This is a genomic window from Achromobacter sp. UMC71 (assembly GCF_014170305.1).
Classification (GTDB): domain Bacteria; phylum Pseudomonadota; class Gammaproteobacteria; order Burkholderiales; family Burkholderiaceae_B; genus Achromobacter.
On record NZ_LZZT01000018.1, the window covers coordinates 350,031 to 376,419 of the forward strand.

24 protein-coding genes, 1 tRNA gene and 1 pseudogene are annotated in these 26,389 nt (G+C 64.3%); 22 read left to right on the plus strand and 4 right to left on the minus strand.

All coding sequences use genetic code 11. From position 1 onward, the window contains the following. The first annotated feature begins 204 nt into the window (after nt 1–204). The 7 genes from rnr (at nt 205) to A9974_RS29460 (ending at nt 7,323) form a co-directional block, all read left to right on the plus strand. A complete protein-coding gene (gene rnr / locus A9974_RS10890) occupies nt 205–2,670 on the plus strand; it encodes a ribonuclease R (RefSeq protein ID WP_183004093.1) in 2,466 nt (821 codons plus the stop codon). 150 nt (nt 2,671–2,820) lie between these two features. Continuing rightward, on the plus strand, nt 2,821–3,558 hold the full coding sequence (gene rlmB / locus A9974_RS10895; RefSeq protein WP_183004094.1) for a 23S rRNA (guanosine(2251)-2'-O)-methyltransferase RlmB: 738 nt from the start codon (nt 2,821–2,823) through the stop codon (nt 3,556–3,558). A 51-nt stretch (nt 3,559–3,609) separates the two neighbouring features. After that, nucleotides 3,610–4,854, plus strand: coding sequence for a cystathionine gamma-synthase family protein (locus tag A9974_RS10900; protein ID WP_183004095.1), 1,245 nt, complete (start codon nt 3,610–3,612; stop codon nt 4,852–4,854). Nucleotides 4,855–4,906: 52 nt separating this feature from the next. Beyond that, nucleotides 4,907–5,587, plus strand: coding sequence for a Fe2+-dependent dioxygenase (locus A9974_RS10905; RefSeq protein ID WP_183004096.1), 681 nt, complete (start codon nt 4,907–4,909; stop codon nt 5,585–5,587). A gap of 357 nt (nt 5,588–5,944) precedes the next feature. Further along, complete coding sequence (locus A9974_RS10910) at nt 5,945–6,217, plus strand: HU family DNA-binding protein (protein ID WP_003812968.1); 273 nt, start codon at nt 5,945–5,947, stop codon at nt 6,215–6,217. Nucleotides 6,218–6,388: 171 nt separating this feature from the next. After that, nucleotides 6,389–6,464: transfer RNA gene (locus A9974_RS10915), tRNA-Val, on the plus strand. Nucleotides 6,465–6,732: 268 nt separating this feature from the next. Next, nucleotides 6,733–7,323 carry a site-specific integrase gene (locus A9974_RS29460; protein WP_370539608.1) on the plus strand — a complete coding sequence of 197 codons (591 nt, stop codon included), beginning with the start codon at nt 6,733–6,735 and terminating at the stop codon, nt 7,321–7,323. Here the strand turns inward: A9974_RS29460 and A9974_RS29650 are convergent. Further along, complete coding sequence (locus A9974_RS29650; RefSeq protein WP_183004097.1) at nt 7,244–7,552, minus strand: helix-turn-helix domain-containing protein; 309 nt, start codon at nt 7,550–7,552, stop codon at nt 7,244–7,246. The genes A9974_RS29460 and A9974_RS29650 overlap by 80 nt on opposite strands. A 103-nt stretch (nt 7,553–7,655) precedes the next feature. On the opposite strand from A9974_RS29650, the pseudogene A9974_RS10930 reads away from it, so the two are divergent. The 3 genes and pseudogenes from A9974_RS10930 (at nt 7,656) to A9974_RS10940 (ending at nt 9,382) form a co-directional block, all read left to right on the plus strand. After that, a pseudogene (locus tag A9974_RS10930) lies at nt 7,656–8,146 on the plus strand (hypothetical protein). Next, on the plus strand, nt 8,143–8,544 hold the full coding sequence (locus A9974_RS10935) for a hypothetical protein (RefSeq protein WP_183004098.1): 402 nt from the start codon (nt 8,143–8,145) through the stop codon (nt 8,542–8,544). Before A9974_RS10930 ends, A9974_RS10935 begins: the two are co-directional and overlap by 4 nt. 145 nt (nt 8,545–8,689) lie before the next feature. Next, nucleotides 8,690–9,382, plus strand: coding sequence for a hypothetical protein (locus A9974_RS10940; RefSeq protein WP_183004099.1), 693 nt, complete (start codon nt 8,690–8,692; stop codon nt 9,380–9,382). Nucleotides 9,383–9,387: 5 nt separating this feature from the next. On the opposite strand, the gene A9974_RS10945 is transcribed toward A9974_RS10940, so the two are convergent. After that, nucleotides 9,388–9,600 (minus strand): hypothetical protein, encoded by a 213-nt coding sequence (locus A9974_RS10945; protein ID WP_255468116.1) that lies wholly within the window; start codon nt 9,598–9,600, stop codon nt 9,388–9,390. Nucleotides 9,601–9,793: 193 nt separating this feature from the next. Here A9974_RS10945 and A9974_RS10950 point away from each other — a divergent pair, with 193 nt between their 5' ends. Continuing rightward, complete coding sequence (locus A9974_RS10950) at nt 9,794–9,988, plus strand: hypothetical protein (RefSeq protein WP_183004101.1); 195 nt, start codon at nt 9,794–9,796, stop codon at nt 9,986–9,988. Here A9974_RS10950 and A9974_RS10955 read toward each other — a convergent pair. Next, entirely contained in the window at nt 9,972–10,664 is a 693-nt protein-coding gene (locus A9974_RS10955; protein WP_183004102.1) for an SOS response-associated peptidase, read from the minus strand. The two genes, A9974_RS10950 and A9974_RS10955, sit on opposite strands and share 17 nt — an antisense overlap. Nucleotides 10,665–10,995: 331 nt before the next feature. Here A9974_RS10955 and A9974_RS10960 point away from each other — a divergent pair, with 331 nt between their 5' ends. The 8 genes from A9974_RS10960 (at nt 10,996) to A9974_RS10995 (ending at nt 18,774) form a co-directional block, all read left to right on the plus strand. Then, nucleotides 10,996–11,187, plus strand: a complete 192-nt coding sequence (locus A9974_RS10960; RefSeq protein WP_183004103.1) for a hypothetical protein — start codon at nt 10,996–10,998, stop codon at nt 11,185–11,187. A gap of 44 nt (nt 11,188–11,231) precedes the next feature. Next, nucleotides 11,232–12,161 (plus strand): hypothetical protein, encoded by a 930-nt coding sequence (locus A9974_RS10965; RefSeq protein WP_183004104.1) that lies wholly within the window; start codon nt 11,232–11,234, stop codon nt 12,159–12,161. A 508-nt stretch (nt 12,162–12,669) separates the two neighbouring features. Next, nucleotides 12,670–13,464, plus strand: a complete 795-nt coding sequence (locus A9974_RS10970) for an energy transducer TonB (RefSeq protein ID WP_183004105.1) — start codon at nt 12,670–12,672, stop codon at nt 13,462–13,464. Between the two features lies 1 nt (nt 13,465). After that, a complete protein-coding gene (locus A9974_RS10975) occupies nt 13,466–14,431 on the plus strand; it encodes a MotA/TolQ/ExbB proton channel family protein (RefSeq protein ID WP_183004106.1) in 966 nt (321 codons plus the stop codon). After that, the gene (locus A9974_RS10980; RefSeq protein WP_183004107.1) at nt 14,431–14,910 is read left to right on the plus strand and encodes a biopolymer transporter ExbD; all 480 of its coding nucleotides are present in this window, start codon (nt 14,431–14,433) and stop codon (nt 14,908–14,910) included. The genes A9974_RS10975 and A9974_RS10980 overlap by 1 nt, the downstream gene beginning before the upstream one ends. 65 nt (nt 14,911–14,975) lie before the next feature. Beyond that, nucleotides 14,976–15,647: a response regulator transcription factor gene (locus tag A9974_RS10985; protein ID WP_057285123.1), complete on the plus strand. Its 672-nt coding sequence runs from the start codon at nt 14,976–14,978 to the stop codon at nt 15,645–15,647. Between the two features lie 86 nt (nt 15,648–15,733). Beyond that, a complete protein-coding gene (locus A9974_RS10990) occupies nt 15,734–16,849 on the plus strand; it encodes a HAMP domain-containing sensor histidine kinase (protein WP_255468117.1) in 1,116 nt (371 codons plus the stop codon). Next, complete coding sequence (locus A9974_RS10995) at nt 16,846–18,774, plus strand: potassium transporter Kup (RefSeq protein ID WP_183004108.1); 1,929 nt, start codon at nt 16,846–16,848, stop codon at nt 18,772–18,774. The genes A9974_RS10990 and A9974_RS10995 overlap by 4 nt, the downstream gene beginning before the upstream one ends. 143 nt (nt 18,775–18,917) lie before the next feature. Here A9974_RS10995 and argG read toward each other — a convergent pair whose 3' ends face one another. After that, nucleotides 18,918–20,258: an argininosuccinate synthase gene (gene argG, locus A9974_RS11000; RefSeq protein ID WP_183004109.1), complete on the minus strand. Its 1,341-nt coding sequence runs from the start codon at nt 20,256–20,258 to the stop codon at nt 18,918–18,920. Between the two features lie 257 nt (nt 20,259–20,515). Between argG and A9974_RS11005 the strand changes: the two genes are divergently transcribed. The 3 genes from A9974_RS11005 to A9974_RS11015 are packed head-to-tail and all read left to right on the plus strand — an operon-like array spanning nt 20,516 to nt 26,386. Beyond that, nucleotides 20,516–22,051 (plus strand): efflux transporter outer membrane subunit, encoded by a 1,536-nt coding sequence (locus A9974_RS11005; protein ID WP_370539609.1) that lies wholly within the window; start codon nt 20,516–20,518, stop codon nt 22,049–22,051. Between the two features lie 4 nt (nt 22,052–22,055). Next, complete coding sequence (locus A9974_RS11010) at nt 22,056–23,222, plus strand: efflux RND transporter periplasmic adaptor subunit (protein ID WP_183004110.1); 1,167 nt, start codon at nt 22,056–22,058, stop codon at nt 23,220–23,222. Beyond that, on the plus strand, nt 23,219–26,386 hold the full coding sequence (locus tag A9974_RS11015) for an efflux RND transporter permease subunit (protein ID WP_183004111.1): 3,168 nt from the start codon (nt 23,219–23,221) through the stop codon (nt 26,384–26,386). The genes A9974_RS11010 and A9974_RS11015 overlap by 4 nt, the downstream gene beginning before the upstream one ends. Nucleotides 26,387–26,389: the final 3 nt, after the last annotated feature.

A 26,389-nucleotide genomic window follows, 5' to 3' on the forward strand; every position in this document is an offset into this window, starting at 1 on the left:
CTTTGTGATACGCTGCCGCTCAGTTGCATGGGTTTTGCTGTTTGCGCATTGCTGTTTGCATTACCGGTGCTGCTGGTGCGGTCAGAAATCACAAAACAGTATGTAGTTAAAAATCAATCTACAATCCGTCTCGACCACTTCTGCTTCAGTGTTCAGCCTTGGGCGAACCACAGAAGCTGCGCATTATATACGGAAAATTTAGCTTTGGCAAAACGATCGAATAACGAATCGAACAACAACAGATCCACTCCGTTGCCGGAAGCGCCGCCTGACTTCGACCCCGATGTTCCGTCCCGTGAAGCCATCCTGAAAGCGTTGCGATCCGCGGGGGCGCCGTTGTCTCCGGTGGAGTTGGCCGAACGCATGGGCGTGGAGCGTCCGGCGACGCTGGTGGGGTTCGAGCGCCGCTTGGGCGCCATGGAACGCGATGGCCAATTGATGCCCAATCGCAAGGGCGTCCTGCTGCTGGCCACCAAACTGGATTTCGTTGCTGGCAAGGTGCTGGGCCACCGTGATGGCTTCGGCTTTCTCTTGCGCGACGACGGCGGGCCGGACCTGTTCCTGTCGCCGCGCGAAATGCTCAAGGTGCTGCATGGCGATCGCGTCCTGGTCAAGCCGTCGGGCGAATACCGGGGCAAGCCGGAAGGCACCATCGTCGAGGTCATCGAGCGCCGCACCAATAAGCTGGTGGGGCGTTTCCTGCATGAGCACGGCCTGTCCATCGTGGTGCCTGAAGACCAGCGCATCAAGCACGACATCCTGATCCCGCCCAGCGACACCAACGGCGCCCAGCATGGGCAGGTGGTGGCGGTCGAGATCATGGCGCAGCCCACCCGCCATACGCAGCCGCTGGGCCGCGTGGCCGAGGTGCTGGGCGAAATCGACGATCCCGGCATGGAAATCGAGATCGCGGTGCGCAAGTTCGACGTGCCCGTGGAATTCTCGGAAGCCGCGCGCAAGCAGGCCGCCCGTCTGCCGGACGTGGTCCGCAAGAGCGATCTGAAAGACCGCGTGGACCTGCGCGATGTGCCGCTCATCACCATCGACGGCGAAGACGCGCGCGATTTCGACGACGCGGTCTACTGTGAGGCCGTGGAACTGGGCACCGGCCAGCGCAAGCGCCCGGGCTGGCGCCTTCTGGTCGCCATTGCCGACGTCAGCAACTACGTGCGTCCCGGCGACGCGCTGGACGACGACGCGCTCGAGCGCGGCACGAGCGTGTACTTCCCGCGCCGCGTCATTCCGATGTTGCCCGAATCGCTGTCCAACGGTCTGTGCTCGTTGAATCCGGACGTCGACCGCCTGGTGCTGGTTTGCGACATGGTGATCCCGGCCTCGGGCGCCAAGGCCGGCACGGTCACCGCCTACCAGTTCTATAACGCGGTCATGCATTCGCATGCCCGCACCACCTATACCAATATCTGGGCGGCGCTGCAGCAGCCCGGCGGTCCGGCTGCCCATGCCATGCGCGCCGTTATGCCGCAGGTGCAGAGCCTGTACGAGCTCTACCATCTGCTGTCGCAAAGCCGCAAGAAGCGCGGCGCCATCGATTTCGACACGGTCGAGACCAAGATCGTCTGCAACGAGCTGGGCCGTATCGAACAGATCGCGCCGTCGGTGCGCAACGATGCCCACAAGCTGATCGAAGAGTGCATGCTGGCGGCCAACACCTGCGCGGCCGACTTCATGACCCGCAGCAAGCATCCCGGCCTGTACCGCATCCACGAAGGCCCGACGCCCGAACGCCTGCAGTCGCTGCGCGAATTCCTGCGCACCATGGGCCTGTCGCTGGGCGGGGGCGAGTCGCCCACGGCCAAGGACTACGGCGAGTTCCTCGATTCGGTGCGGGGACGCCCCGATTACCAGCTGCTGCAGACCATGTGCCTGCGCTCGATGCAGCAGGCCATCTACAGCCCGGACAACCTTGGCCACTTCGGCCTGGCCTATCCTGGCTACAGCCACTTCACTTCGCCGATCCGCCGCTACCCCGACCTGCTCACGCACCGCGTGATCAAGGCCTTGCTGGCCGGCCAGCGCTACGTGCCCAGCCTGGACGACCAGCCGGTCGTCATCGGCCGCACCCAGCGCGAGCACGAGCACGCCATCTGGGAAAAGATGGGCCTGGTGCTGTCGGCCAGCGAACGCCGTGCCGACGAAGCCTCGCGCGACGTCGAAGCCTGGCTCAAGTGCTGGTTCGTCAAGGAGCGCGTGGGCGAGGACTTCAGCGGCACCGTCACGGGCGTGGCCAGCTTCGGCATCTTCGTCACGCTGGATACCCTGCACGTCGAAGGCCTGGTGCACGTGTCCGAGCTGGGCGGCGAATACTTCCAGTTCAACGACGCGCTGCACGAGCTGCGCGGCGAACGCACGGGCATGCGCTACCGCCTGACCGACAAGGTCCAGGTGCAGGTATCGCGCGTCGACCTGGAAGCGCGCCGCATCGAGTTCCGCCTGGTGCAGGGCACCAGCTTCGACGCCTTGCGCAAGGCGGCGGCCCGCGGTCCCGACGAGGGGCCGCGCCGCGTGAAGAAGGCGGCGGCGCCCAAGCCCGCCGCGCTGAAGGGACAAACCGCCAAGGAACGCCGCGCCGAGGCCAAGAAGGCCGGCAAGCCGGCCAAGCCGCCCCAGCGCGCCGCACCGGCCAAGAAGGCCGTCCGCAAGCGTCACTGACGGAACTGCGTCCGGTCTTGCTGCGTGAGCGCGGGCCGGACGTGGGGCAAGCGCCCCATAAGGGGTAACATTGCGCTTATTGCCGGATGCGTCCGGTGGCCCGCTCCGCTCTGGAGCGGGTATTCGTTTATCTAAAGGTATTGCATAGTTATGGCGTCGACCCAAGTCCTTGCCGGGTTTCACGCGGTTGTCGCGCGGCTGCGCCACGCGCCCGAGTCAATCAAGGAAATCTACGTAGAAGCGTCGCGTCGCGACAAGCGCATGCAGACGCTGATCGAGCAGGCCGAAAAGGCGGGCCGCCGCCTGCATCCGGTTCCCATGGAGCGCCTGGACGGCCTGGCGCGCGGCACCCGCCACCAGGGCGTCGTGGCGTTGGCCGACGAACGCCAGCTGGCGGTCGATGTGGACGAAGTGCTCGACGTGATCGAAGGTCCGCCGTTGCTGCTGATCCTGGATGGCGTGACCGATCCGCACAACCTGGGCGCTTGCCTGCGCACCGCGGACGCCGCTGGCGTGCACGCCGTGATCGCGCCGCGCGACCGCGCGGTGGGGCTGAACAGCACGGTGCAGCGCGTGGCCTGCGGCGCGGCCGATACCGTGCCCTACATCATGGTCACCAACTTGGCGCGCGCCATGCGCAGCCTGAAGGACCGCGGTGTGTGGCTGGTGGGTACCGACGACCAGGCCACCGACAGCATGCACAAGATCGACGCGCGTCAGCCGATGGCCTGGGTCATGGGCGCCGAAGGCGAGGGCATGCGCCGCCTGACGCGCGAAACCTGCGACCAGCTGGTCAACATTCCCATGCTGGGTTCGGTCGAAAGCCTGAACGTCAGCGTGGCCAGCGCCGTCTGCCTGTACGAAACCGTGCGTCAGCGCCAGGACTGACCCGGCGCTGCCTTTCTTTTCCGTAGATATTTCTTTTCCGCGTAGCCCATCATGCACCAGAACGGCTTTACCACCACGATTCTCCATTCCGACCGCCAGCAATCCGTCGAGCACGGAGCGGTGCACAAGCCGATGCATCCCTCGTCGGAGTTCGCCTACGACGACGCGCGCGAACTGGCGGCGGTGTTCCAGGGCAAGGCAGGGTTCACCTACGCGCGGCAGGGCACACCTACGACCACGGCGCTGGAAGCCAAGATCAACCACATGGAAGGCGGCAAGGGCACGGTCAGTTTCGCGACCGGCATGGCCGCGCTGGCGGCCATTTTCACCACGCTGCTGCGCCGTGGCGACCACCTGGTGTCCAGCCAGTACGTCTTTGGCAACACCAACAGCCTGCTGGGCACGCTGCTGGAATTGGGCGTCGAGATCACCTTCGTGGATGCGACCGACTCCGCGCAGGTGCGTGCGGCGATCCAGCCCAACACCCGCATGGTGTTCACGGAAACGATCGCCAACCCCGGCACCCAGGTCGCGGACCTGGCCGTCATTGGCGAGATCTGCCGCGAAAAAGGCTTGGTCTACGTGGTGGACAACACGCTGACGTCGCCGTGGATGTTCCGTCCGTCGGTGGTGGGGGCGTCGCTGGTCATGAATTCGCTGTCCAAGTACATCGGCGGCCACGGCAATGCGCTGGGCGGCGCCGTGACCGACACGGGCCTGTATGACTGGTCCGGCTATTCCAATATCTTCGACGCATACCGCAAGGGCGCGCCCACCAGCTGGGGCCTGACCCAGATCAAGAAGAAGGGCCTGCGCGACATGGGCGGCACGCTGGCCGCCGAGCCCGCGCACCGCATCGCGGTCGGCGCCGAGACGCTGGCGCTGCGCATGGCCAAGCACTGCGCCAACGCGCTGGCGCTGGCGCGTTTCCTGGAAGAGCACCGCGGCGTGGCCAAGGTGCATTACCCCGGGCTGGCCAGCCACCCGCAGCACGCGCGTGCGGCTGCGCTGTTCGGTTCGCGCTTTGGCGGCCTGCTGGGCGTGGAGCTGGCCGATGGCGTGGATTGTTTCGACTTCCTGAACCGCCTGCGCATCGTGCTGATGGCCACGCACCTGGGCGACACCCGCAGCCTGGCGCTGCCCGCCGCGCATACCATCTACTATGAGATGGGCGCCGAACGCCGCAAGCAGATGGGTATCGCCGACAGCCTGATCCGCGTGTCGGTCGGCATCGAAGATGAGGCCGATCTGCTGTTTGATTTCGATCAGGCGCTCAACGGCTGCCTGCAGGGATAATTCACGCGGGTGCCGGCGCGGCCTCGCGTCGGCCGCAACAAGGCAAGAATCCATGCTGATACAGATCGCCGAAGTCTTCACTCCCGCCGAGGCGGCCGAGATCCGCAGCCGCCTGGACGCCGCCGATTGGGTCGACGGCAAGGTCACGGCGGGCTACCAGTCTGCCGAGGTCAAGCGCAACCGCCAGTTGCCCGAGCAGCATCCGCTGGCGCAAGAATTGGGCAACCTGATCCTGCAGCGGCTGGCGGGCAACAACCTGTTCATGTCGGCCGCGCTGCCACGCAAGATCTTTCCGCCGCTGTTCAACCGCTACGAAGGTGGCGAGGCCTTTGGCTACCACGTCGACAACGCGGTGCGCGGCGTTACTGGCACCGCCGAGCGCGTGCGCACGGACCTGTCCGCCACGCTGTTTTTCTCGGACCCCGATTCCTACGACGGCGGCGAGCTGGTCATCGACGATACCTACGGCCCGCGCGCGGTGAAGTTGCCGGCGGGGCACATGGTGCTGTATCCGGGCACCAGCCTGCACAAGGTCAACCCTGTGACGCGCGGGGCGCGGGTCAGTTCGTTTTTCTGGATGCAGAGCCTGGTGCGCGAAGACAGCCAGCGCGCCTTGCTGCTCGATATGGACGTGGCCATACAGCGCTTGAACCAGGACGCATCGGGCCATCCGTCGATCGTCCAGCTCACCGGTATCTATCACAATCTGCTGCGCCGTTGGGCCGACGTGTGAGGCTGCTGCAAAGTGGTGCGCGGCGGTGTCGCGCAAACCCCTAAATGCGCGTTTTTGTTTATTGCGAAAAGGCCTAAAAGCTAGTATTGGTGCGGGTTGTGGTGAGGTTTTCGCTTGACAGCCGCTCTACGCCAAGGCCTAATACATGTCTGCGTCGCTGACGGTTTGAGGGTCTTCAACCCCTTGAAACCCAAGCGGCGCAGCAGTTTAAAAGTTGTGCTTTGCAGCGCAAGAAAAAGTTTATCCACTAGTCTGTTCGTCGTTTGTCGGGTCTTCGCGTCATCTGGTCGTGGCCTTCCCATGACAGCATGAACTGCACTCCCGGCAGACTCCATACCTTGTGAGGGGTACACCTGAATGAACAAAACCGAACTCATCGATCACATCGCCAGCAAGGCCGATATCTCCAAGGCTGCCGCCGGTCGCTCGCTCGACGCCCTGATCGGTGCCGTCAAGACCACCCTGAAGAAGGGCGGCACGGTCACCCTGGTGGGCTTTGGCACGTTTGCCGTGTCGGCTCGCGCTGCTCGTACCGGCCGCAACCCGCGCACGGGCGAGACCATCAAGATCAAGAAGGCCAAAGTGCCGAAGTTCCGTCCGGGCAAGGCCCTGAAGGACGCCGTCAACTAATCGACGGCCAGGCGAATCTCCGCGGCCACGTCGCCCGGTGATTTGCCGACAGGTACGCGGTCCGGTATACTCCGGCCCGCGTATTGCTTTTGAGTACCCCGGCAAGTGTTTTTCGAGATGCCGCCATTGATGTGCATGCATCGGTTGCAAAGCGAGATTCACAACCAAGACGGGTGCTTAGCTCAGTTGGTAGAGCGGCGCCCTTACAAGGCGTAGGTCACAGGTTCGACCCCTGTAGCACCCACCACTCAAAAGCGCTATAAATCAGGCACTTAGGCTCAGCCAAGTGCCTTTTTTATTGCCTTTTTGCCACCCGAATAGGGAGCCTAAGGGAGCCTTAACCACCCAAAGAGCGGCTTGCGCCGGCGTCGATCAGGGCCCGCGTGGGGGCGTTGGCCAGGTGTACCGATTGGGGAATGAGCTAAGGGTATCTGACCCTTCGGGGTCATCCGTTTCGCTCGTTGCCCAATGGCTACGCACAGTACACGGAAGAGGATCGAGTCAAGGCCGGAGGAGTGAAGCGCGTTGATCAAGAACGCGACCGCCGGCTGGAGCGGGGCGAGGATGAGGCGGTTCTAGCCGTGATAGACGGCGGAGAGCTTACAAGAAAGCATAAACCCTATGCGTTCCTGACAAGGTGGTTCTGCGTCCTCCTGTACTTGCTTGCGCTGGAATCGGCGATGCGACTGCGGGAGATGTACACACTGCGCGTGCATCAGGCGGACTTGCCGAAGCGAACTATCTTTCTGGATAAGACGAAGAATGGCGATAAGCGCCAGGTTCCCACGTCGAGCGTTGCGCGGGGCTTGCTGGAGGCCTACGTAGCGGAACGTAAGTTGGCGCCCGATGCTTTGCTGTTTCCATGGTGGAGTGGCGAGGACGCTGCACTGTCGGCGACAAGCGACTTTCTGTCTAAAAGTTGTTCGCCAACGTGTTCGAGCAGGCGGGCTCTCCACGACTTACAACGCGAGGCTCCAAGCCGCCTCTTTGAACGCACGCAGCTTTCGGAAACGCAGATCATGAAGATCACCGGCCATAACAGCCAGCGGATGATGATGCGTTACGCGAACCTGCGCGGCTCTGACCTTGCCGCTGGGCTTTGGTAGGTGCGCGCATTCGTGCGCTGGTCTGGGCGACGATCATCTTTTCCAGGTAGCCAAGCATATCTTTTACGAGCATGGCATAGGCGCGCCCGACCTTGGCGGCCGGGATAGCGCCGTCATCGATTAGACCAAGGACAGTTTTTGGATGAACCTTAAGCAGTTCGGCGGCGCCCAGCACATCGATTGTCGTCCTGGGTTGAGGGGCGAGCGGTTTCTTGGGTGCTGGGCGCATACATGCGCTGGATGGCGACGATGCGCCAGAAAGGGCTTTTGGAATGGGTGGCCGAGGCGCAGGTCAACTTGTTCGGCGTGCGGTTTGGCGGGGAGGGGTAGTCATAGATCTGAAGACCATCAACGACGCCGCGATCAGTCCGGCACTGGCGCTGCTGCCGCCACGCATGGACACGCCGACGGCGCGCGTCATGCTGCTGGCCATCGGCCTGCAGGAAAGCCGCTTTGTGCACCGGCGCCAGATTGGTGGTCTGGCTCGTGGCTTTTGGCAGTTCGAGAAGGGCGTGCGCGCGAGCCGCGATGGTGTGGGGCGTGTTCCTGCACGCGACGAGTAGGGATCACCTGGCGGCGTTGTGCAAGGCCCGCAGCGTGCCCTGCGACCCGGACAGGATCTACGCCACGCTGGAATACGACGATGTGCTGGCGGCGGGTGTCGCGCGGCTGATGCTGTGGACCGACCCAAATGCGCTACCGGCCGTCGGCGACGTTGACGGGGCCGCTTGCGCTGTACCTGCGCACCTGGCGGCCTGGGCGCCCGCATCCGCAGACCTGGCCGGACCTGTACCGCCAAGCCGTCGCACAGGTGCAGCCGTGAACCCGGTCCTTCGCATGTCGCTGCCCTGGATCGGCGGCGCGGCGGTGCTGATGGCGATCGGTGCGGGCGGCATCCTGTACGGCTCCAAGCGCTACGACGAGGGCGCGGTCAAGGCCAACGCCGACCACGCCATGGCCGAGCTCAACGAGTTCAAGACCCAAACCGGCCGTCTGGCTGGCATCGCGGCGACATTCGAGACCAGCGCCGCCGCCCTGCGAGAGGCACAGCCGAAGATCATCGAGAGGTATACCCGTGTCGAAGTCCAAAGCCCTTTACCTGCTGGCTGCCGTATTGACGCTGGCCGGCCGCAGCACATCAACGAAGCCGGCCGCCTGGCCAATTCTGCCGGCCAACTTGGCCCAGCCGTGCCCGCCGGTACCCGAGGTGACCAGCGATAGCTGGGACGACTTCGCGCGTAGCTATATAGCGCTGGCAGTCCAGTATGGGGAATGCTCAAGCAAGCTTCGCGCAATTATAAGTGCTTGGCCCAGGTAATCAGATATCATGCGTCGCAGCTCCTACTAGCTGGATCAAGGGTGATGCATGGCTACAGACAACGAAGAAAAGTTGTTTTCGCTTAAGTGGTACGTGGACTGCAAGGACCGAGTCCTGATGGACATTCTGGCCGGATTCTTCCCTCCGGCTAACGGTGACGAAATGAGGCTCACATATGGCCTCTACTTCATGCATCTAATGTCTCTCGCCGAGGCGGTGAGGGAGTATTGCCCTAAATCGCCGCAAGACAGGATGACTCACGCTCTTGATGGATTAGGGGGGAATAGCGGTGAAAACAACTATCGATACCTCCGTGAGACAAGAAATGCGGTTGTTCATCGAGGGTGGAATATTGCAGAAACGGGCAGGGTTGATGACGCTGGGAGGGTACGGTTGCTTGCTCCCCCTGGAGATAGGGTGGGGCGAGGAGTCAACCCACCAGTGGCCTTTGCCGAATATTTGGACTCGGTCATTATGGAAGTCGAAGCTAGGCTAGGTCCGAGCATTGAGCTGGCCTTAACAGATGCTGGTTTTTGGGATGAAACCAGGACCTCGAAAGATCTTCAGGAAGAGGCGTGGCGCTTCGTCTTTGAGCATCCGCAATTGCCGGACCATGTGAAGAAGGCTCGGATGCTATTGATCGATGGAGAGTCGATTCTTAGAGGCCGGGAAAAGTTTAGAAGCGACTTGCGAGCTAGTCTTGAGCCTAAAGATATAGCGGGGCAACTCGGTATGGCGTAGACGCCTTAACTGTTGAACCACTGCATCCACCACCCCTGGTAGTACCTACAGCCGGCGATTTCTTCGAAGCCTACGACCATCATGCCGCGCTCAGAATTGAAGGTGAGTAATTGCGGCTCCAGCAGATCGGGGATGGCGCTGGGCACGGTGGCGCCGAACTTGGCCAACGCGTCTAGGGTCATGCGCTCGACGTGGCGGTTGAGGCCTTGATGGAGCATGGAGTACATCCTGCCCGTGCCAATCCCGGTCTGGCCTGGGTCGTTGCCGCGGCGACGTTCGCCTAGGGGATGTGTCCGCAGGACGCTGCACTGGAAGTTTACGGAACTATACAAAATACTGTATTAATATCCAGTTCAATCGAGCCTGGAATTCGCGCAATTTGGCCCCGATTTCAGCCGATTGGGGCGGAACATGGCGGATGCGGCAGACTGGCAGCAGCGGGATGATTACTATTGGGCGGGGCCTCGCGGTTGGACCATCCGCAAGGTGTTCGTGCAGAACCGCTGGCAGTTCGAGGTCTGGGCGGCGAACGGTACGCGGCACGGCATAGAGCCGTCCCTTGCCGCGGCGATCACCCTCTACGAGAAGGTCAAGCCGGCGCCGTAGGCGCGACGGGTGCGATTGCGTCTGGCAACTGGTATTTGGAGTTGCCCACCTCCTGGCGCACCGGGTGCCAGGTGAAAGCTGATTCGGGCAGTCCGTGCTCGAGCAGCGCTACCGCATGCTCAGTGGGAAAGTCTGGATCCATCCAGTGGATTGCCAGATCAGCCGGCAGCGCCACCGGCCGGCGGTCGTGAATGTCGACCATGCCGCCCAGGGAGTCGTCCGTGACGATTGCAGAGCCGTGGGCCTCGTCCTTGTCCGCGCCGGGGCGCCAGTTGCTCAGGGCCGCGAAGTAGAGGGGCGCGCTGTCGGCCGCGTGGATGAAATACGGTTGCTTTGGCGGCTTGGGTTCATCGTTCAGCGCCTTCCATTCATACCAGCCATCGGCCGGCACCGGAATCTGGCCGTGCCCTGTCAGCATCTTCCAAGGCCACCTGTTGCCGAGGATTTTGTCGAGCCTGGCATAGTTCATGGCGTACTTCGAACCGTTCGGGGGCCAGATCCACCATCGCCGATCGACTTCGGAGTTGCCGGCCAGGCGATGCAAGGTCAGCGGTCGCGTGCCGGGCGGGATGTTGTAGCGCGGGCCGGCTGGGTCATCAAAGACGCGGCGAGGGTTGGGAAAGATGCGCTCGACGTAATCGAGCGGCCCGGACTTCTGGACGATGCGACCACACATGCCACGCTCCTGGTGTCAGAAGCCTTCCAACGTGCAAGGTTGGCAAGCTTCGTTAACGAAGCAAATTTCCTAACCTAGCTGGCCTCGGAACTTAAGCGAAATTTGCTGTCCAACTTAACGTCGCAATCTAGGGTGGAAAAAAATTAGCAATTTGCTATAGTTTCCTAAAGCGCTTACTTGGCAAAAAACGCCCCTAGTTGACAAGTAGTGAAAGCGTAACCGCTCTCGAAGCGGGGCCGATGAGGCAACAAACCCGCCAGACTTGGTTAAGAGGCCCACGCAGGAGAGTGCGTCGGTGCGGCCAGCCAGACGGCGTCTCACGGAGGATGTTATGAAAGCCCACAAAAGCGACCTTGCAAAGCAGCTTCTGAAGAACCCCAGCACTGCACGTGCCCTACGGCTGGCGGTCGAGCAAGCCGTTAGCGCGCAGACCGGCAGCGACCGGCCCCGTTCTAGCTTCATGCTCAACGATGACGGCAAGCGTCAAAAAGTCAGTGTTGAAGTGGTTCCCGTTGCAGCTTAATCCTGTCTGGCCCGCCCGGGCTACTATGAGGTTCGCCTGACCAGATGAATTTCGCACTCCCGGCAGCTGTCATCCTGTTGTTGGTGTTGCCGGGCTTTGCGTTTCGGTCTGGCCTGGAAATGCGCGAAGGAACCAAGATTGACTACTCGCCATTCGGCGACGTAGTCATTCGGTCGATTTTCTGGGCTGGCGTGCTGCATGCGATCGTTCTCGCAGTGACGTACTGCTTCTTGGACCGAAGTGTTCGATTCGACATCCTGATTCGGCTCATGTCGAAGGGGACGGAACCCGACGATCAGGCAGTGATGGTTCGCTACTGGCTATGGATCGCCCAGTATTTCTGCGCGCTGTACGTACTTGCGTTTATCTTCCCCTATTTCTGGAAGTTGGCTATTACTAAATGCGGCTTGGATCGGTCGGACAGCCCGTTCAGCAAGCTCTTTCGTTTTCGACGTGCCCCCTGGTACTACCTTCTCTCAGGAGCGGACTTTGCTGAGGGCGACCGGCCGGACCTCATACAAGTGGCTGCATTGGTTGAGGTTGGCAAGGGGTGCTATCTATATCAGGGATTTCTTGAGCACTACTTTGTAGATGAACACGGGCAATTGGACCGCTTGGTCATAAGCCAAGCTTCCCGAAGGCCGTTGTCTGCGGATGCGGTGTTCCTTCCCGGTGGCATGGGTTGGGCAAGAGACAGTAAAAAAATGGGGCCGGAAGTGCCTTCTCGTAGGCGGCGCAAAGGTGTCTTTGTTGGGCGGCGTTCCAAGCAGAGGAAGCCGCATAACCCGAATCGCTTTTACCCCATCGTTGGCGACTACTTTGTCCTTCACTACGATGAGGTGGTCACCCTGAATGTGCAGTACATCAAGTTGAACAAGGAGGGCGGCGCGGTGTCGCCGAATGCAGTGGCCGAGCCCCCCATCGCTGCTCCAGCGCCGACCGGGCAGGATTCCGAGCGCGCAGTGCCAGCATGACGTGGAACAATAGAGAGTTCTATGTGGTTGGTTTTTTCAGCGGGTTGGATTTGTAAATTATTGATTTTTATGGATTTTTAATCCATTGCAAGGCGTAGGTCACAGGTTCGACCCCTGTAGCACCCACCATCAGCAATACAAAAAGCGCGCACGCAAAACGCGCGACGCAAGAAGCAAGTCCATCAAGAACCCGCACACCTCGCCGTGGCGGGTTTTTTGTTTTGCGCGGCGCGATTGTTATGGCTGGGGGCTGTGCGGTGGACGGGGCCGTGCCGTCGAATGCGGGGGCACGCGCGGGCGGCCGGGGTGGATGGGGTGGCACCAAAAGCGGATGTGGTCCTGCTTTGATGTCACGCAAGGAGTGTTACTCTATTCCATCTGAAATATGACGTGCGAATCATTCGCATTTAAGATATGATGTTCGGCTTGTACCGGTCAGCCGTCGGCGCCTTGCGGCGCGCGTCTTTTTTCTGGCTGGCCAGATAAGTTAATGCACCCTGGCTGATTCATGCCTAGCTTTCAACGTGGTTTGAACTCTTCATCGACGTCGTCATTTGGTATACGCGCAGGCGCTGGCCTGGCGGTCGTGGCGCTACACGCCGCAGTGGTCTACGCCATTTACATGGCTCCCGCGAGTCGTCCTGAACTGGAGGAACCCGAGGCCATCATGGTGAGTGTGGTCGACGCACCCATTCCCCAGATCGCCAAAGCCGAACCCACGCCGGAAGTGCCGCAGCCCGTGGTGGAAACGCCGCCGCCGCAGCCCGAGGTCGAACCCGAGCCTGATCCCGAACCGGAACTCAAGCCCGAGCCTGAACCCGAGCCCGAGCCGGTCGTCGAGAAGCCGCCGATGCCGGCGCCCAAGCCCAAACCGAAGCCCAAACCCAAGCCCCAGCCCAAGCAGGAAGCCAAGCCCGAGCCCAAGACGGAAACGCCGCCGGTGCAGACGCCGCCGTCCGGTGCCCCCGAAGGCACGCAGGCGCCGCAAGGGCCGCAGCAAGGTCCGCCGCCGGACCAGCCCGTGCTGGTGTCCAGCATCGAGTTCCAGGGCGCGCGGCCCATGCCCAACTACCCGATGGCGTCGCGCCGCATGCGGGAAGAGGGCCGGGTGGTGGTGCTGGTGGAAATCAATACCCAGGGGCTGGTCGAGCGGGCAACCATCGACGCGTCTTCGGGCTTCCCGAGGCTGGACGAGTCGGCACTGGCCGCCGCCCGCAAGGGCCGCTTCAAACCCTATACCCGCAATGGCGTGGCCTATCCCGCCAAAGCCAAAATTCCGTTCGATTTCGTAATGAGGAACTGAGATGTCCAACGCAATGCATAGCGCCACCCTGGTGGCGCAGGCGACCACCAGTCCGGCAGCAGCGCCGGCTGCCGCTGCCGTCGCGCCCGCTGCCCAGCAGGCTGCCGCCACGGCCGGCGGTGTTGCCCAGCAGGCTGCCGGCACCGTCCAGCAAACCGCCGACGCGCTGCACGCCGCCGCCGCGATGCCGGCGGCCGTGCCCGCGCCCGCGGCCGTCCCCGACATGGGCTTTCTGCACTTCGTCGCCCAAAGCGACTTCGTGGGCAAGAGCCTGTTCATTATCCTGATCCTGATGTCGCTGGTGACCTGGTACCTGATCCTGGTCAAGGTCGCGAGCAACGTCAGCATGCGCAAGCGTTCGGCTGACTTCCTGAACAAGTTCTGGAATGCCAGCTCGCTGGAGCAGGTCGAAAACGAAATCGTGACGCACGGCGCGCGCGATCCGTTCTCGCACCTGGCCAGTCACGCCATGCACGCCCAGGCGCACCACAGCAAGTTCGGCGCCACCAAGCTGGAAGAAGCGGGCTCGAATACCGATTTCGTCACGCGCACGATGCGCAAGGTGATCGACGAAGAAACCGCCAAGCTGGAAAACGGCCTGACGGTGCTGGCTTCGGTGGGGTCGACCGCGCCGTTCGTCGGCCTGTTCGGCACGGTGTGGGGCGTGTACCACGCGCTGGTCGGCATCGGCCTGTCCGACGGCGTGACCATCAACCGCATCGCCGGTCCGGTGGGCGAAGCCCTGATCATGACCGGCCTGGGCCTGGCGGTTGCCATTCCGGCCGTGCTGGCCTACAACACCTTTGTGCGTAACAACCGCGTGTTCCTGTCGCGCCTGGATGCCTTCGCGCACGATCTGTTCGCCTTCCTGACGACCGGCCAGCAAGTGGCGCTGTCCGACGGCAAGGTGCGTGCCCTGCGCCGCCAGAATGGCCACGGCGCCGCGGCTCAACGCGGGAGCGAATAATGGCTTTTGGCAGCTTCGAGGGTAAAGGATCCGGAAGCAGTACCGTTTCCGAGATCAACATGGTGCCCCTGATCGACGTCATGCTGGTGCTGCTGGTGATCTTCATCATCACGGCGCCGCTCCTGGCGCACTCGATCAAGATCAACATGCCCCAGGTGGCCGCCGAGCAGATCGAGGAAGAACCCAAGACCGTGGACCTGGCCATCGATGCCAGCGGCGCGCTGTTCTGGGACGAAAAGCCGGTCAATATCGATGACCTGCCCAACCGCTTCAAGTCGATCGCCGGCACCAAGCCGCAGCCGGAAATCCGCATCCGCGCCGACCAGAACACCCGCTATGAGGTCCTGGCCAAGGTCATGGCCTCGGCCCGCCGTTCGGGCATGACGCGCATCGGTTTCGTCACCACGCCGCCCTCGGGCGGCGCCCCGTCGGCCGACGCACCGGCGGGCGCCCCGGCCCCCGCGCCGGCCGCCAAGTGAACGTTTCCTGGGAAAAGGGGCGCATTTCGCGCCCCTTTTTTTTGGGATCGCGCTAGAATCGCGGCATGCGAGTTCTGGTAATCGAAGACGACACCACCCTGGGCCATGCGCTCCAGGAATTTCTGGCCGACCAGGGTTATGCGGTCGACTGGCTGACCGAGGGCGACCGGGTTCTGGGCGCGCTGGCTGGCCAACCGTATGACCTGATGCTGCTCGACCTCAACCTGCCCGGTATGAGCGGCCTGGACGTTCTGCGCCAGTTGCGCCAGGACGGCAATCAGGTGCCGGTCCTGATCCTGACGGCCCGCGACGGCATCGAAGACCGCGTCGCCGGTCTGGACGCCGGCGCCGACGACTACGTCACCAAGCCCTTTGAACTGCCCGAGCTGGCCGCTCGCGTGCGTGCCTTCGGCCGCCGCAGGGCAGGGCAGGCGCAGCCTCTGATCGAAGTCGGCCCCCTGGTGTTCGACACCGTCGGCCGCGAGGTCCGGGCCAACGGCCAGCGCCTGTCGCTGTCGGTGCGCGAATTGTCCGTCCTGGAAATGCTGATGGCCCGCGTGGGCCGCGTCGTCACCAAGCGCCAGATCGTGAATTCGCTGTCCGCCTGGGACGCCGATTTCAGCGAAAACGCAGTGGAAGTCTATGTCTACCGCCTGCGCAAGCGCCTGGAGGGCACGGGCGCCAGCATCCAGACGGTGCGCGGCTTCGGCTACATGCTGGATGTGGAAGCGGCCTGACGGCCCGCCTGGCCGTCCCGCGCCGGCCGGCCCAGGCCGCCCGCGGCGGCCGGACGCCACTGCCGCCTAAACGAGGGCACCGCGTCATGACGCACGAACGCACTCCTCCCTCTTCCCCGGCCTCGCGCCCCTTGCTCCCCTCCCGTTCGCTTGCGCGGCATCTGGTCATCCGGCTGATGCCGCCGATCCTGTTGCTGGTGCTGCTGGACCTGGCCGCGACCTGGGTCATCACCCATAAGATCGACATGTCGATCTGGATGCTGGAAGACTTCTTCTGGTTGATGGTGGTGGGGCAGGTGGCGCTGATCGGTCTGTTCACCTGGGTGGTGGTGCAGGGCGTGCGCTCCGGCCTGCGCTCGGTCAATCATCTGTCCGAGGAAATCCGGCAGCGTTCCATCGATGACATGCAGCCGCTGGAAGTGGCCGGCGTGCCTGTCGAGATCGAACCCCTGGTGACCCATACCAACGACCTGTTGCTGCGCCTGGACGCCTCGCTGGCGGCGCAGCGGCGCTTTATCGGCCATGCTGCCCACCAGCTGCGCACGCCGCTGTCGGGCCTGCGGCTGGAGTCCGAACTGATGCTGGCGCGGCCCTTGCCCGACGACGTGCGGGCGCGCGCCGAACGCATCAAGGCGGTCAGCGACCGCATGATCCGCCTGGGCCAGCAGCTGCTGGTGCTGGCGCGCGCCGATCCCAACGCCCGGCCCCAGGACAGTTTCGTGCGCATCGACCTGTGCGAGTGGGTGCGGGCGCATGGCGCCGAATGGTTTCCGCGGGTGCGCGAGGCGCGCTATGAACTGGACCTGGTGGCGCCGGACGCCCCGATCTGGATCGATGCCGATCCACTGCTGCTGGCGGAACTGCTGGGCAACCTGATCGACAACGCGCTGCGCTACGGCAATGCCACCGGCAAGATCACCCTGATCGTTGGCGCCAACCCGCCATCGCTCACGGTCGAGGATGACGGCCCCGGCATTCCGCCCGAAGAGCGCGACCGCGTGTTCGAGGCGTTTTACCGGTCGCCCACGGTCACGGCCGGCGGCTCGGGCCTGGGCCTGGCCATCGTGCGCGAGATCGCGCATGCGCATGGCGCCTGGTGGAAGCTCACCAGCCGCCCGGATTTTTCCGGAACACGGCTTTCCGTCGTGTTCCCCGGCCCCCGCAAAGGGGCCCAACTCACTCGGCAAGAACCCACATCATGAGCCAAGGGTCGGCTAGCGTTCCTTCCTCGTCCACCGGCCATGCTCCGGCTGGCCACGCGCCGTCGTCGCGCGCGGCGCTGATCATGGGGGCGCTGGGAGTGGTGTACGGCGACATCGGCACCAGCCCGCTGTACACGCTGCGGGCCTGCCTGACCGGGCTGAGCGTGCACACGGACCTGGAGCCCGCCCATCTGCTGGGTGTGCTATCCATTCTGTTCTGGATGCTGATGGTGGTGGTGTCGTTCAAGTACGTGACACTGATCCTGCGCGCCGATAACCGGGGCGAGGGCGGCACGCTGGCGCTGCTGGAACTGGCGGTGCGCAGCCGCGAGGGCAAGCTGCGGTGGGTGCTGATCGTGCTGGGCATCTTCGGCGCCGCGCTGTTCTATGGCGACAGTATGATCACGCCGGCGATTTCGGTGCTGTCGGCGCTGGAAGGGATCAGCATCGTGTCCCATACGCTCGATGCGTGGGTGGTGCCGCTGGCGCTGGTGGTGCTGGTGGCGCTGTTCGCGATCCAGTCGCACGGCACGGGGGCGATGGGCAAGCTGTTCGGGCCGGTGATGCTGCTGTGGTTCGGCACGCTGGCGGCACTGGGCGGCTGGCAGATCTGGCAGACGCCCGAGGTTCTGGCCGCGCTGAATCCGATGTGGGGCCTGCGCTTCATCATCGAGTTCCCGTGGATCAGTTTCGTGCTGCTGGGCGCGGTGGTGCTGGCGCTGACCGGCGCTGAAGCGCTGTATGCCGACATGGGCCACTTTGGCCGCCCGGCGATCCGCAGCGCGTGGTTCAGCATGGTGCTGCCGGCGTTGACGCTGTGCTACTTCGGCCAGGGCGCGCTGCTGCTGCGCGACCCGAGCGCGATCCGCAATCCGTTCTTCATGATGGCCCCCGAATGGGGCCTGGCGCCGCTGGTGGCGCTGGCGACGGTGGCCACGATCGTGGCGTCGCAGGCGGTGATTTCGGGCGCGTATTCGGTGACGCGCCAGGCGGTGCAGCTGGGTTTCTGGCCGCGCATGCAGATCCTGCATACGTCGGCCGTGGAAAAGGGCCAGATCTATCTGCCGCAGGTCAATGCGCTGCTGCTGTGCGCAGTGCTGGTGCTGGTGCTGCTGTTCCGCAATTCGGATAATCTGGCGGCGGCCTACGGGTTCGCGGTGACGGGCACGATGCTGACGACGTCGGTGCTGGCGTTCGCGGTGCTGCCGCGCGGCACGACGGGGGCCAAGCGGATGCTGTGGTTCGTGGTGCTGGGCCTGCTGCTGCTGTTCGATGTGCTGCTGTTTTCGGCCAATGTGTTCAAGATCCACGAAGGCGGCTGGCTGCCGCTGGTGGTGGCGATCGTGGTGTTCACGCTGATGATGACGTGGCGGCGCGGGCGCCGGCTGCTGTCGGAGATGCAGCAGCGCGACCGCCAGCCACTGAAGGAATTCATGGAGCAGCTCGAGGAATATCCGCCATCGCGGGTGCCGGGCACGGCAATATTCATGACGATGAATTCGGGCAATGTGCCGCCTGCGCTGCTGCATAACCTGAAGCACAATAAGGTGCTGCATGATCATGTGCTGTTCCTGACGATTCTGGTGGCGGATGTGCCTTACATTTCGCCGGAAGAGCGCTTCACGGTGCACAAGATGAGCGCGTCGAGCTGGGCGGCGACGATCAATTACGGGTTCAAGGAAGATCCGGACGTGCCGGAGGCGCTGCGATTGGTGGCGGAGGCTTATCCCGAGCTGGATCTGGAGCCTATGCGGACGTCTTATTTCCTGTCGCGGCAGACGGTGGTGGCGGCTCGCAAGCCGGCGTTGTGGCGGTGGCGGCGGGCGGTGTTTTCGTTCATGGCTCGGAACTCTACGCGTAGTACCAAGTTTTTTAAGATTCCTGCTAATCGGGTGGTTGAGATGGGGATGCAGGTTGAGCTTTAGGGGTGGGTGTTTGCTTGCGGCGGGCGTAGGTTCTTAAGACGCCCGGCGCGTTGGCGGCTTGGGTGTGCGGGGCGTTGATGTGCCCGGAATAAAAAAAGCCCCTCGGTAGTGATGCCGAGGGGCTTTTTGTCGGGCGGGAAGAATTACTTCTTCTTGGCCTCGTCCTTCAGTTGCGGCAGCGAGGTGCCGGAGGAGGAGAGCAGGCCGGTTTGCGCATAGGTGAACAGCTTGGCGCGGGTGTCGACGATGTCGAGGTTGCGCATGGTGAGCTGGCCGATGCGGTCGGCGGGGGTGAAGGGGGCGTTTTCGACCTTTTCCATGGACAGGCGCTCGGGGGCGTACGTCAGGTTGGGCGATACGGTGTTGAGCAGCGAGTAGTCGTTGCCGCGGCGCAGTTCGAGGGTGACTTCGCCGGTAATGGCGCGGGCGACCCAGCGTTGGGCGGTTTCGCGCAGCATGATGGCTTGCGGGTCGAACCAACGGCCCTGGTACAGCAGGCGGCCGAGCTTACGGCCGCTTTCGCGGTACTGCTCGATGGTGTCTTCGTTGTGGATGCCGGTGACCAGGCGCTCGTAGGCGATGAACAGCAGGGCCAGGCCGGGGGCCTCGTAGATGCCGCGGCTCTTGGCTTCGATGATGCGGTTTTCGATCTGGTCGCTCATGCCCAAGCCGTGGCGGCCGCCGATGCGGTTGGCTTCGAGCATCAATTCGACGGGGTCGCTGTACTCGACGCCGTTCAGGGCGACGGGCTGGCCTTCTTCGAAGCGCACGGTGACTTCTTCGGCTTTGACGGCGACGTCGTCGCGCCAGAAGGCCACGCCCATGATGGGCTTGACGATCTTGATGCCGGAGTTCAGGTGCTCGAGGTCCTTGGCTTCGTGGGTGGCGCCCAGCAGGTTCGAGTCGGTGGAGTAGGCCTTTTCAGCCGACATCTTGTAGTCGAAGCCGGCTTGGCGCATGTATTCGGACATTTCCGAACGGCCGCCGAGCTGGTCGATGAACTGCTGGTCGAGCCAGGGCTTGTAGATCTTCAGGTCGGGGTTGGTGAGCAGGCCGTAGCGGTAGAAACGCTCGATGTCGTTGCCCTTGAAGGTGCTGCCGTCGCCCCAGATGTTGACGTTGTCTTCCTTCATGGCGGCCACGAGCATGGTGCCGGTGACGGCGCGGCCGATGGGCGTGGTGTTGAAGTAGGTGATGCCGCCGGTCGAGATGTGGAAGGCGCCGGCCTGCAGGGCGGCGATGCCTTCGGCCACGAGCTGCGCGCGGCAGTCGATCAGGCGGGCATTTTCGGCGCCGTAGGCCAGGGCCTTGCGGGGGATCTCGTCGTAGTCGGCTTCGTCGGGCTGGCCGAGATTGGCGGTGTAGGCGTACGGGATGGCGCCGTTGTTGCGCATCCAGAGCAGCGCTGCGCTGGTGTCGAGGCCGCCGGAAAAGGCGATGCCGACCTTCTGGCCGGTGGGAAGGTTCGGGAGGATAGTGGTCATTGTTTGAGGTGAGACGCCAACGGGACTTTGACAGCAGACTTTGACAGCAACAGGCCGCCAAACAAGAAATCAGACCGCTATTTTAACTCTTTTGAGGGCGCCGGGCCGAGGGGAGGGCGGCAGGGCCCGGGGGGCGGACGGCGCCGAATCGGACGCGAACCTGTCCAAATTGTCAGGGAGCGGACAGCGTGGAGTCCCGCAGGGCTTTCTACAGTGGGGCTGTACTGACTGTCGGCCGCGCGGGCGGCCCCAAGAAAATGAACACAGGCAAGCGGATGGCGTCGCATCGGACGGCGGCGGCGGGGCTGGCGGCCCTGCTGGCCCTGGCCGGCTGTGCGGCGGGGCCGGACTACCAGCGTCCGGCCATGGACCTGCCGTCCGGTTACAAAGAAACGGGGCCATGGAAGACGGCCCAGCCGGGCGTGGTGGACGGCGCGCAGCCCTGGTGGGAGGCCTATGGCGATCCGACCTTGAACGGGCTGATCGTGGCGGCCAATGCCGCCAACCAGACGATCCAGCAGGCCCAGGCGCAATACCGCCAGGCGCGGGCGGCGGCGGACGCAGCCCGGGCGGGCTTCTGGCCCACGGTGGGCGCCAATGTGTCGGCGCAGCGCGCGCGAGCCAAGAGCAACGGCGTGGTGGGGGTGTCCAACAGCTATGCGGCGGCGATCGATGTGTCCTGGGAACCGGATCTGTGGGGCGCGGTGCGCCGGCAGGTCGAGGCCAGCGACGCGTCGACCCAGGCCAGCGAGGCGAACCTGGCGGCCGCCCGCTTGAGCATTCAGGCCGCGCTGGCGCAGGATTACCTGCAGCTGCGGGCGGTGGACCAGGAAAAGGATCTGTACGCCCGCACGCTGCAAGCCTATGAGCGCACGCTCAAGCTGACGCGCAGCCAGTACGACGCGGGCGTGGCCCTGCGCTCGGACGTGGCGCAGGCCGAGGCGCAGTTGCGCACCGCGCAGGCGCAGGCCATCGACCTGGACACCTCGCGCAATCAGCTGGAGCACGCCATCGCGATTCTGACGGGGCGGGCGCCGGCCCAGTTCAGCCTGGCGCCGTTGCCGGCCGGGCAGCCGTGGATGGTCCAGGTGCCGGCGGTGCCTACCGGCTTGCCGTCGGACCTGCTGGAGCGCCGTCCGGACATCGCGGCGGCGGAACGCCAGGTGGCGGCGGCCAATGCTGATGTCGGCGTGGCGCGGGCCGCCTATTTTCCTTCCTTGATGCTGTCGGCCAGCGGCGGCTTCGGCGCGGCCAGTTTCGCGCAGTGGTTCAACGCGCCGGGACGGGTCTGGTCGCTGGGGGCGGCGCTGGCCGAGACGATTTTCGACGGCGGCCTGCGCCGCGCGCGTGATGCCCAGGCGGTGGCGGTGTTCGATGCCAGCGCGGCGCAATACAAGCAGACGGTGCTGGGGGCGTTCCAGGAGGTGGAGGACAACCTGTCCACGCTGCGGGTGCTGGACGACGAGGCCAAGGCGCAGGACCAGGCGGTGGTTGCCTCGCGCCTAAGCGAGCAGCTGGCGCTGGCGCAGTACCGGGCCGGCACCAGCACTTTCCTGGCCGTGGCCACGGCCCAGGCCCTGACGCTGTCCAACGAACGCACGGCGGTGCAGTTGCGCGGGCGCCAGATGGTGGCCAGCGTGGCGCTGGTCAAGGCCGTGGGCGGCGGCTGGAACGCGTCCGCCCTGAATGCGCCGGATGCACAGGCGCTGGCACCGGCCGCCGCGGCATCGGCCGCCGCGGCATCGCGTACCGCAACACCGGCTGCCGACAAACCTACTACCCGGAATGAGTAAGTCCATGGACAACGCGGTGAGTTTTTCCCATCGGAGCGCGGGCGGCAAGAAGGCCGCGGCGCTGGTGTTGGCGCTGGCGGCCTGTGGGCTGGCGGCCTGGTTGTTGCTGCGAGGGCGCGGCGAAACGGCGCCCGCGCCGGCGCCCGTGGTGCCGGTGGCCACCGTGCTGGCGCAGCGCCAGGACGTGCAGCGCTACCTGACCGGCGTGGGCACGGTGACGTCGGCGGCCAGCGTGACGGTCAAGGCGCGCATCGACGGCCAGCTCGATAGCGTGGGGTTCGTCGAGGGGCAGGACGTGAAGGCCGGCCAGGTGCTGGCCAATATCGATCCCCGTGCGCTGCAGGCGCAGTTGGCCCAGGCCCAGGCGCAGCGCGCCAAGGATCAGGCCACGCTGGTCAACGCGCGGCTGGATCTGCAGCGCTATACCCGGTTGCAACGCGAGGACGCGGCGACCCAGCAGACGCTGGACACGCAGCGCGCCCTGGTGGCGCAGCTGGAGGCGGCCACGCAGACGGACGATGCGCAGATCAGCTACGCCAAGGTGCAGCTGGACTACACCCGCATCGTGGCGCCGATTTCGGGCCGGGTGGGCGCGCGGCTGGTGGACCCGGGCAACATCGTGCACGCGGCCGACGTCAACGGCTTGGTGGTGATCAATCAGATCGATCCGATCACCGTGCTGTTTTCGTTGCCGGAAGAGGCCGTGCCGGGCATCACCGCGGCCATGGACAAAGGGCAGGCCCTGACCGTGGTGGCCTATGCCCGCGGCAGCAACGAGCCGCTGGGAGAGGGGCAACTGGTGCTGCTGAACAACCAGATCGACACCACCACCGGCACCGTGCAGTTGAAGGGGCGCTTCGACAACCCGCAGCATCGCCTGTGGCCGGGCCAGTACGTCAATGCGCGGCTGGTGCTGGACCCGCACGAAAGCGCCGTGACGCTGCCGGCGGCCGCGATCCAGCGCAGCCAGGCAGGCACGTTCGTGTATGCGGTGGACGGCGCCGGCGTGGCCCAGGCGCAGCCGGTGAAGGTGGAACGCATGCAGGATGGCCTGGCGGTGATCCAGGAAGGGGTGACGGCCGGCCAACGCGTGGTGGTGGACGGCCAATACAAGCTCAAGCCCGGCAGCAAGGTGCGTGAGCTGGCCCCGGCGGCGGGAGAAGGCCAGTGAGCATTTCAGCGAACTTCATCAAGCGGCCCATTGGCACGTCGCTGCTGGCGCTGGCGATATTGCTGGTCGGCATCGCGGCCTGGCCGCTGCTGCCGGTGGCGCCCTTGCCGCAGGTGGACTTTCCCACCATCCAGGTTCAGGCCAACCTGCCGGGCGGCAGTCCGGAGACCATGGCGTCGAACGTGGCGCAGCCGCTGGAGCGTCAGTTTTCGCTGATCGCGGGCCTGTCGCAGATGACCTCGGCCAGCGCCATCGGCACGACCCAGATCACGCTGCAGTTCGACCTGAACCGCAGCATCGATTCGGCGGCGGTGGACGTTCAGGCCGCCATCAACGCGGCTACTGGCCAGTTGCCCGCCAACCTGCCCAACCCGCCGACCTTCCGCAAGGTCAACCCGGCGGATGCGCCGATCATGGTGATGGCGGTGCAGTCGGACACGCTGCCGCTGATCCAGGTGAATGACTACGCCGACAATATCCTGGCGCAGCAGATTTCGCAGATATCGGGCGTGGGCCTGGTCAATATCGGCGGCCAGCAGAAGCCGGCGGTGCGCATCCAGGTAGACCCCGGCAAGCTGTCGGCGCTGGGCCTGAGCCTGGAAGACATCCGCGGCGTTATCGCGACGACCACCGTCAACCAGCCCAAGGGCACCATCGACGGGCCGCGCCAGAGCTTCACCACCTACACCAACGACCAGCTGCTGTCGGCGGCGCCGTGGAACGACATGGTGTTGGCCTATCGCAATGGCGCGCCGATCCGGGTGCGCGATGTAGGCGTGGCGGTGGACGGACCCGAAAACACCAAGCTGGCCGGCTGGGCCTACGCCGGCCCGGCGGCGCCGGCGGACAACACCATCACCAATGGCCGTTCGATCGTGCTGCAGATCAGCAAGCAGCCGGGCGCCAACGTGATCGACACCGTGGACCGCATCCGCGCGGCGCTGCCCAAGCTGGAGGCGTCGATTCCGCCGTCGGTGCACGTGAACACGATCATCGACCGCACCCAGACCATCCGCGCCTCGGTCGCGGACGTGGAGTTCACGCTGACGCTGACCATCATCCTGGTGGTGCTGGTGATCTTCCTGTTCCTGCGCAATGTGGCGGCCACGCTGATCCCTTGCGTGACGGTGCCGCTGGCGCTGATGGGCACGGCCGCGATCATGTACGTGGTGGGATTCAGCCTGGACAACCTGTCGCTGATGGCGTTGACGATCGCGGTGGGGTTCGTCGTGGACGACGCCATCGTGATGCTGGAGAACGTGTACCGCCACGTCGAGGCGGGCATGTCGCCGATGGAGGCGGCCTACAAGGGGGCGGGTGAAATCGGCTTCACGATCGTGTCGATCTCGGTGTCGCTGGTGGCCGTGTTCATTCCGCTGCTGCTGATGGGCGGCATTGTCGGCCGGCTGTTCCGCGAGTTCGCGGTGACGGTGACGCTGACCATTGTGGTGTCGGTGCTGGTGTCGCTGACCCTGACGCCGATGCTGTGCTCGCGCTACCTGAAGAATCACCACGGCGACCGTCACGGCCGCCTGTACCTGCTGTTCGAACGCGGCTTCGACGCGATGCTGCACGGCTACGAGCGTGGGCTCAAGCTGGTGCTGCGGCATCAGTTCGCCACGCTGTGCGTGTTCCTGGCCACGGTGGGCTGCACGGTGGCGCTGTTCCTGGTGATCCCCAAGGGTTTTTTCCCGCAGCAGGACACCGGCTTCATTTTCGGCTTTGCCGAATCGGCCCAGGATTCCTCGTTTTCGCTGATGAACCAGCGGATGATCCAGATGGCCGACGTGATCCGGCAGGATCCGGACATCGCCAGCTTTGGCTTCAACGGCAGCCAGAGCACCTACAACACGGGCAACTTCTATATCGGCCTGAAGCCCAAGGACGAAGGCCGCACGGCGTCCGCCGACGAGGTCATCGCCCGGCTGCGGCCGCAACTGGCCAAGCTGGAGGGTGTGACGCTGTTCATGCAGGCGGGGCAGGACATCAATGTCGGCGGGCGGCTGTCGCGCACCCAGTACCAGTACACGCTGACGGATTCCAACCTGGACGAACTGAACGTGTGGGCGCCGCGCCTCTTGGCCAAATTCCGCGAGCTGCCGGTGCTGACGGACCTGGCGTCCGACCAGCAGAATGCGGCGGCGACGGCGTCCATCACCATCGACCGCGCCCGCGCCTCGTCGTTCGGCATTTCGCCGGCTTTGATCGACGCGACCATCTACGACGCCATCGGCCAGCGCCAGGTAGCCCAGTATTTCACCCAGATCAACAGCTACCACGTGGTGCTGGAAGTCACGCCCAAGCTGCAGCAAGATCCGGACCTGTTCTCCAAGCTGTACCTGACCTCGCCCCTGACGGGCCAGCAGGTGCCGCTGTCCACCTTCATCAAGCTGGACACCAACAAGACGGCGTACCTGTCGATCAGCCACCAGGGCCAGTTTCCGGCGGTGACGATTTCGTTCAACCTGGCGCCGGGCGCGTCGCTGGGCGACGCGGTGCAGGCGATCCAGCAGGCGCAGGCCCAGATGGGCGTGCCGGCCAGCCTGACGGGCGCGTTCCAGGGCACGGCCAAGGCCTTTGGCGATTCGCTGTCGAGCCAGCCGTACCTGATCGCCGCCGCGTTGATCGCGGTGTACATCGTGCTGGGGCTGCTGTACGAAAGCTATATCCACCCGCTGACGATCCTGTCGACCCTGCCGTCGGCGGGGGTGGGGGCGCTGGCGATCCTGATGCTGGGCGGCTACGACCTGAGCGTGATCGCGCTGATCGGCATCATTTTGCTGATCGGCATCGTCAAGAAGAATGGCATCATGATGATCGACTTCGCCCTGACGGCCGAGCGCGAGCACGGCATGGCGCCGGCCGAGGCGATCTACCAGGCTTGCGTGCTGCGGTTCCGCCCGATCATGATGACGACCATGTGCGCGCTGCTCAGCGGCCTGCCGTTGATGCTGAGCCACGGCCAGGGGTCGGAATTGCGCCGGCCACTGGGCTATGCGATGGTGGGCGGGCTGATCGTGTCGCAGGCATTGACGCTGTTCACGACGCCGGTGGTGTACCTGTACCTGGACCGGGCGCACTTCTGGTACATGCGCAAGAAGCAGGAGCGGGCCACGCGCCGGGCCGCCCTGGCGCAGCCTGGGCCCGGAGTTGAGTCAAAATAAGCG

Bases quoted from the DNA above. Each gene is read 5' to 3' on its own strand.
- rlmB (WP_183004094.1), top strand. From the start codon at position 2,821: ATGGCGTCGACCCAAGTCCTTGCCGGGTTTCACGCGGTTGTCGCGCGG.
- A9974_RS10900 (WP_183004095.1), top strand. From the start codon at position 3,610: ATGCACCAGAACGGCTTTACCACCACGATTCTCCATTCCGACCGCCAG.
- A9974_RS10905 (WP_183004096.1), top strand. From the start codon at position 4,907: ATGCTGATACAGATCGCCGAAGTCTTCACTCCCGCCGAGGCGGCCGAG.
- A9974_RS10910 (WP_003812968.1), top strand. From the start codon at position 5,945: ATGAACAAAACCGAACTCATCGATCACATCGCCAGCAAGGCCGATATC.
- A9974_RS29650 (WP_183004097.1), bottom strand. From the start codon at position 7,552: ATGCGCCCAGCACCCAAGAAACCGCTCGCCCCTCAACCCAGGACGACA.
- A9974_RS10940 (WP_183004099.1), top strand. From the start codon at position 8,690: ATGGCTACAGACAACGAAGAAAAGTTGTTTTCGCTTAAGTGGTACGTG.
- A9974_RS10945 (WP_255468116.1), bottom strand. From the start codon at position 9,600: ATGCTCCATCAAGGCCTCAACCGCCACGTCGAGCGCATGACCCTAGAC.
- A9974_RS10950 (WP_183004101.1), top strand. From the start codon at position 9,794: ATGGCGGATGCGGCAGACTGGCAGCAGCGGGATGATTACTATTGGGCG.
- A9974_RS10955 (WP_183004102.1), bottom strand. From the start codon at position 10,664: ATGTGTGGTCGCATCGTCCAGAAGTCCGGGCCGCTCGATTACGTCGAG.
- A9974_RS10960 (WP_183004103.1), top strand. From the start codon at position 10,996: ATGAAAGCCCACAAAAGCGACCTTGCAAAGCAGCTTCTGAAGAACCCC.
- A9974_RS10965 (WP_183004104.1), top strand. From the start codon at position 11,232: ATGAATTTCGCACTCCCGGCAGCTGTCATCCTGTTGTTGGTGTTGCCG.
- A9974_RS10970 (WP_183004105.1), top strand. From the start codon at position 12,670: ATGCCTAGCTTTCAACGTGGTTTGAACTCTTCATCGACGTCGTCATTT.
- A9974_RS10975 (WP_183004106.1), top strand. From the start codon at position 13,466: ATGTCCAACGCAATGCATAGCGCCACCCTGGTGGCGCAGGCGACCACC.
- A9974_RS10980 (WP_183004107.1), top strand. From the start codon at position 14,431: ATGGCTTTTGGCAGCTTCGAGGGTAAAGGATCCGGAAGCAGTACCGTT.
- A9974_RS10985 (WP_057285123.1), top strand. From the start codon at position 14,976: ATGCGAGTTCTGGTAATCGAAGACGACACCACCCTGGGCCATGCGCTC.
- A9974_RS10990 (WP_255468117.1), top strand. From the start codon at position 15,734: ATGACGCACGAACGCACTCCTCCCTCTTCCCCGGCCTCGCGCCCCTTG.
- A9974_RS10995 (WP_183004108.1), top strand. From the start codon at position 16,846: ATGAGCCAAGGGTCGGCTAGCGTTCCTTCCTCGTCCACCGGCCATGCT.
- argG (WP_183004109.1), bottom strand. From the start codon at position 20,258: ATGACCACTATCCTCCCGAACCTTCCCACCGGCCAGAAGGTCGGCATC.
- A9974_RS11005 (WP_370539609.1), top strand. From the start codon at position 20,516: ATGAACACAGGCAAGCGGATGGCGTCGCATCGGACGGCGGCGGCGGGG.
- A9974_RS11010 (WP_183004110.1), top strand. From the start codon at position 22,056: ATGGACAACGCGGTGAGTTTTTCCCATCGGAGCGCGGGCGGCAAGAAG.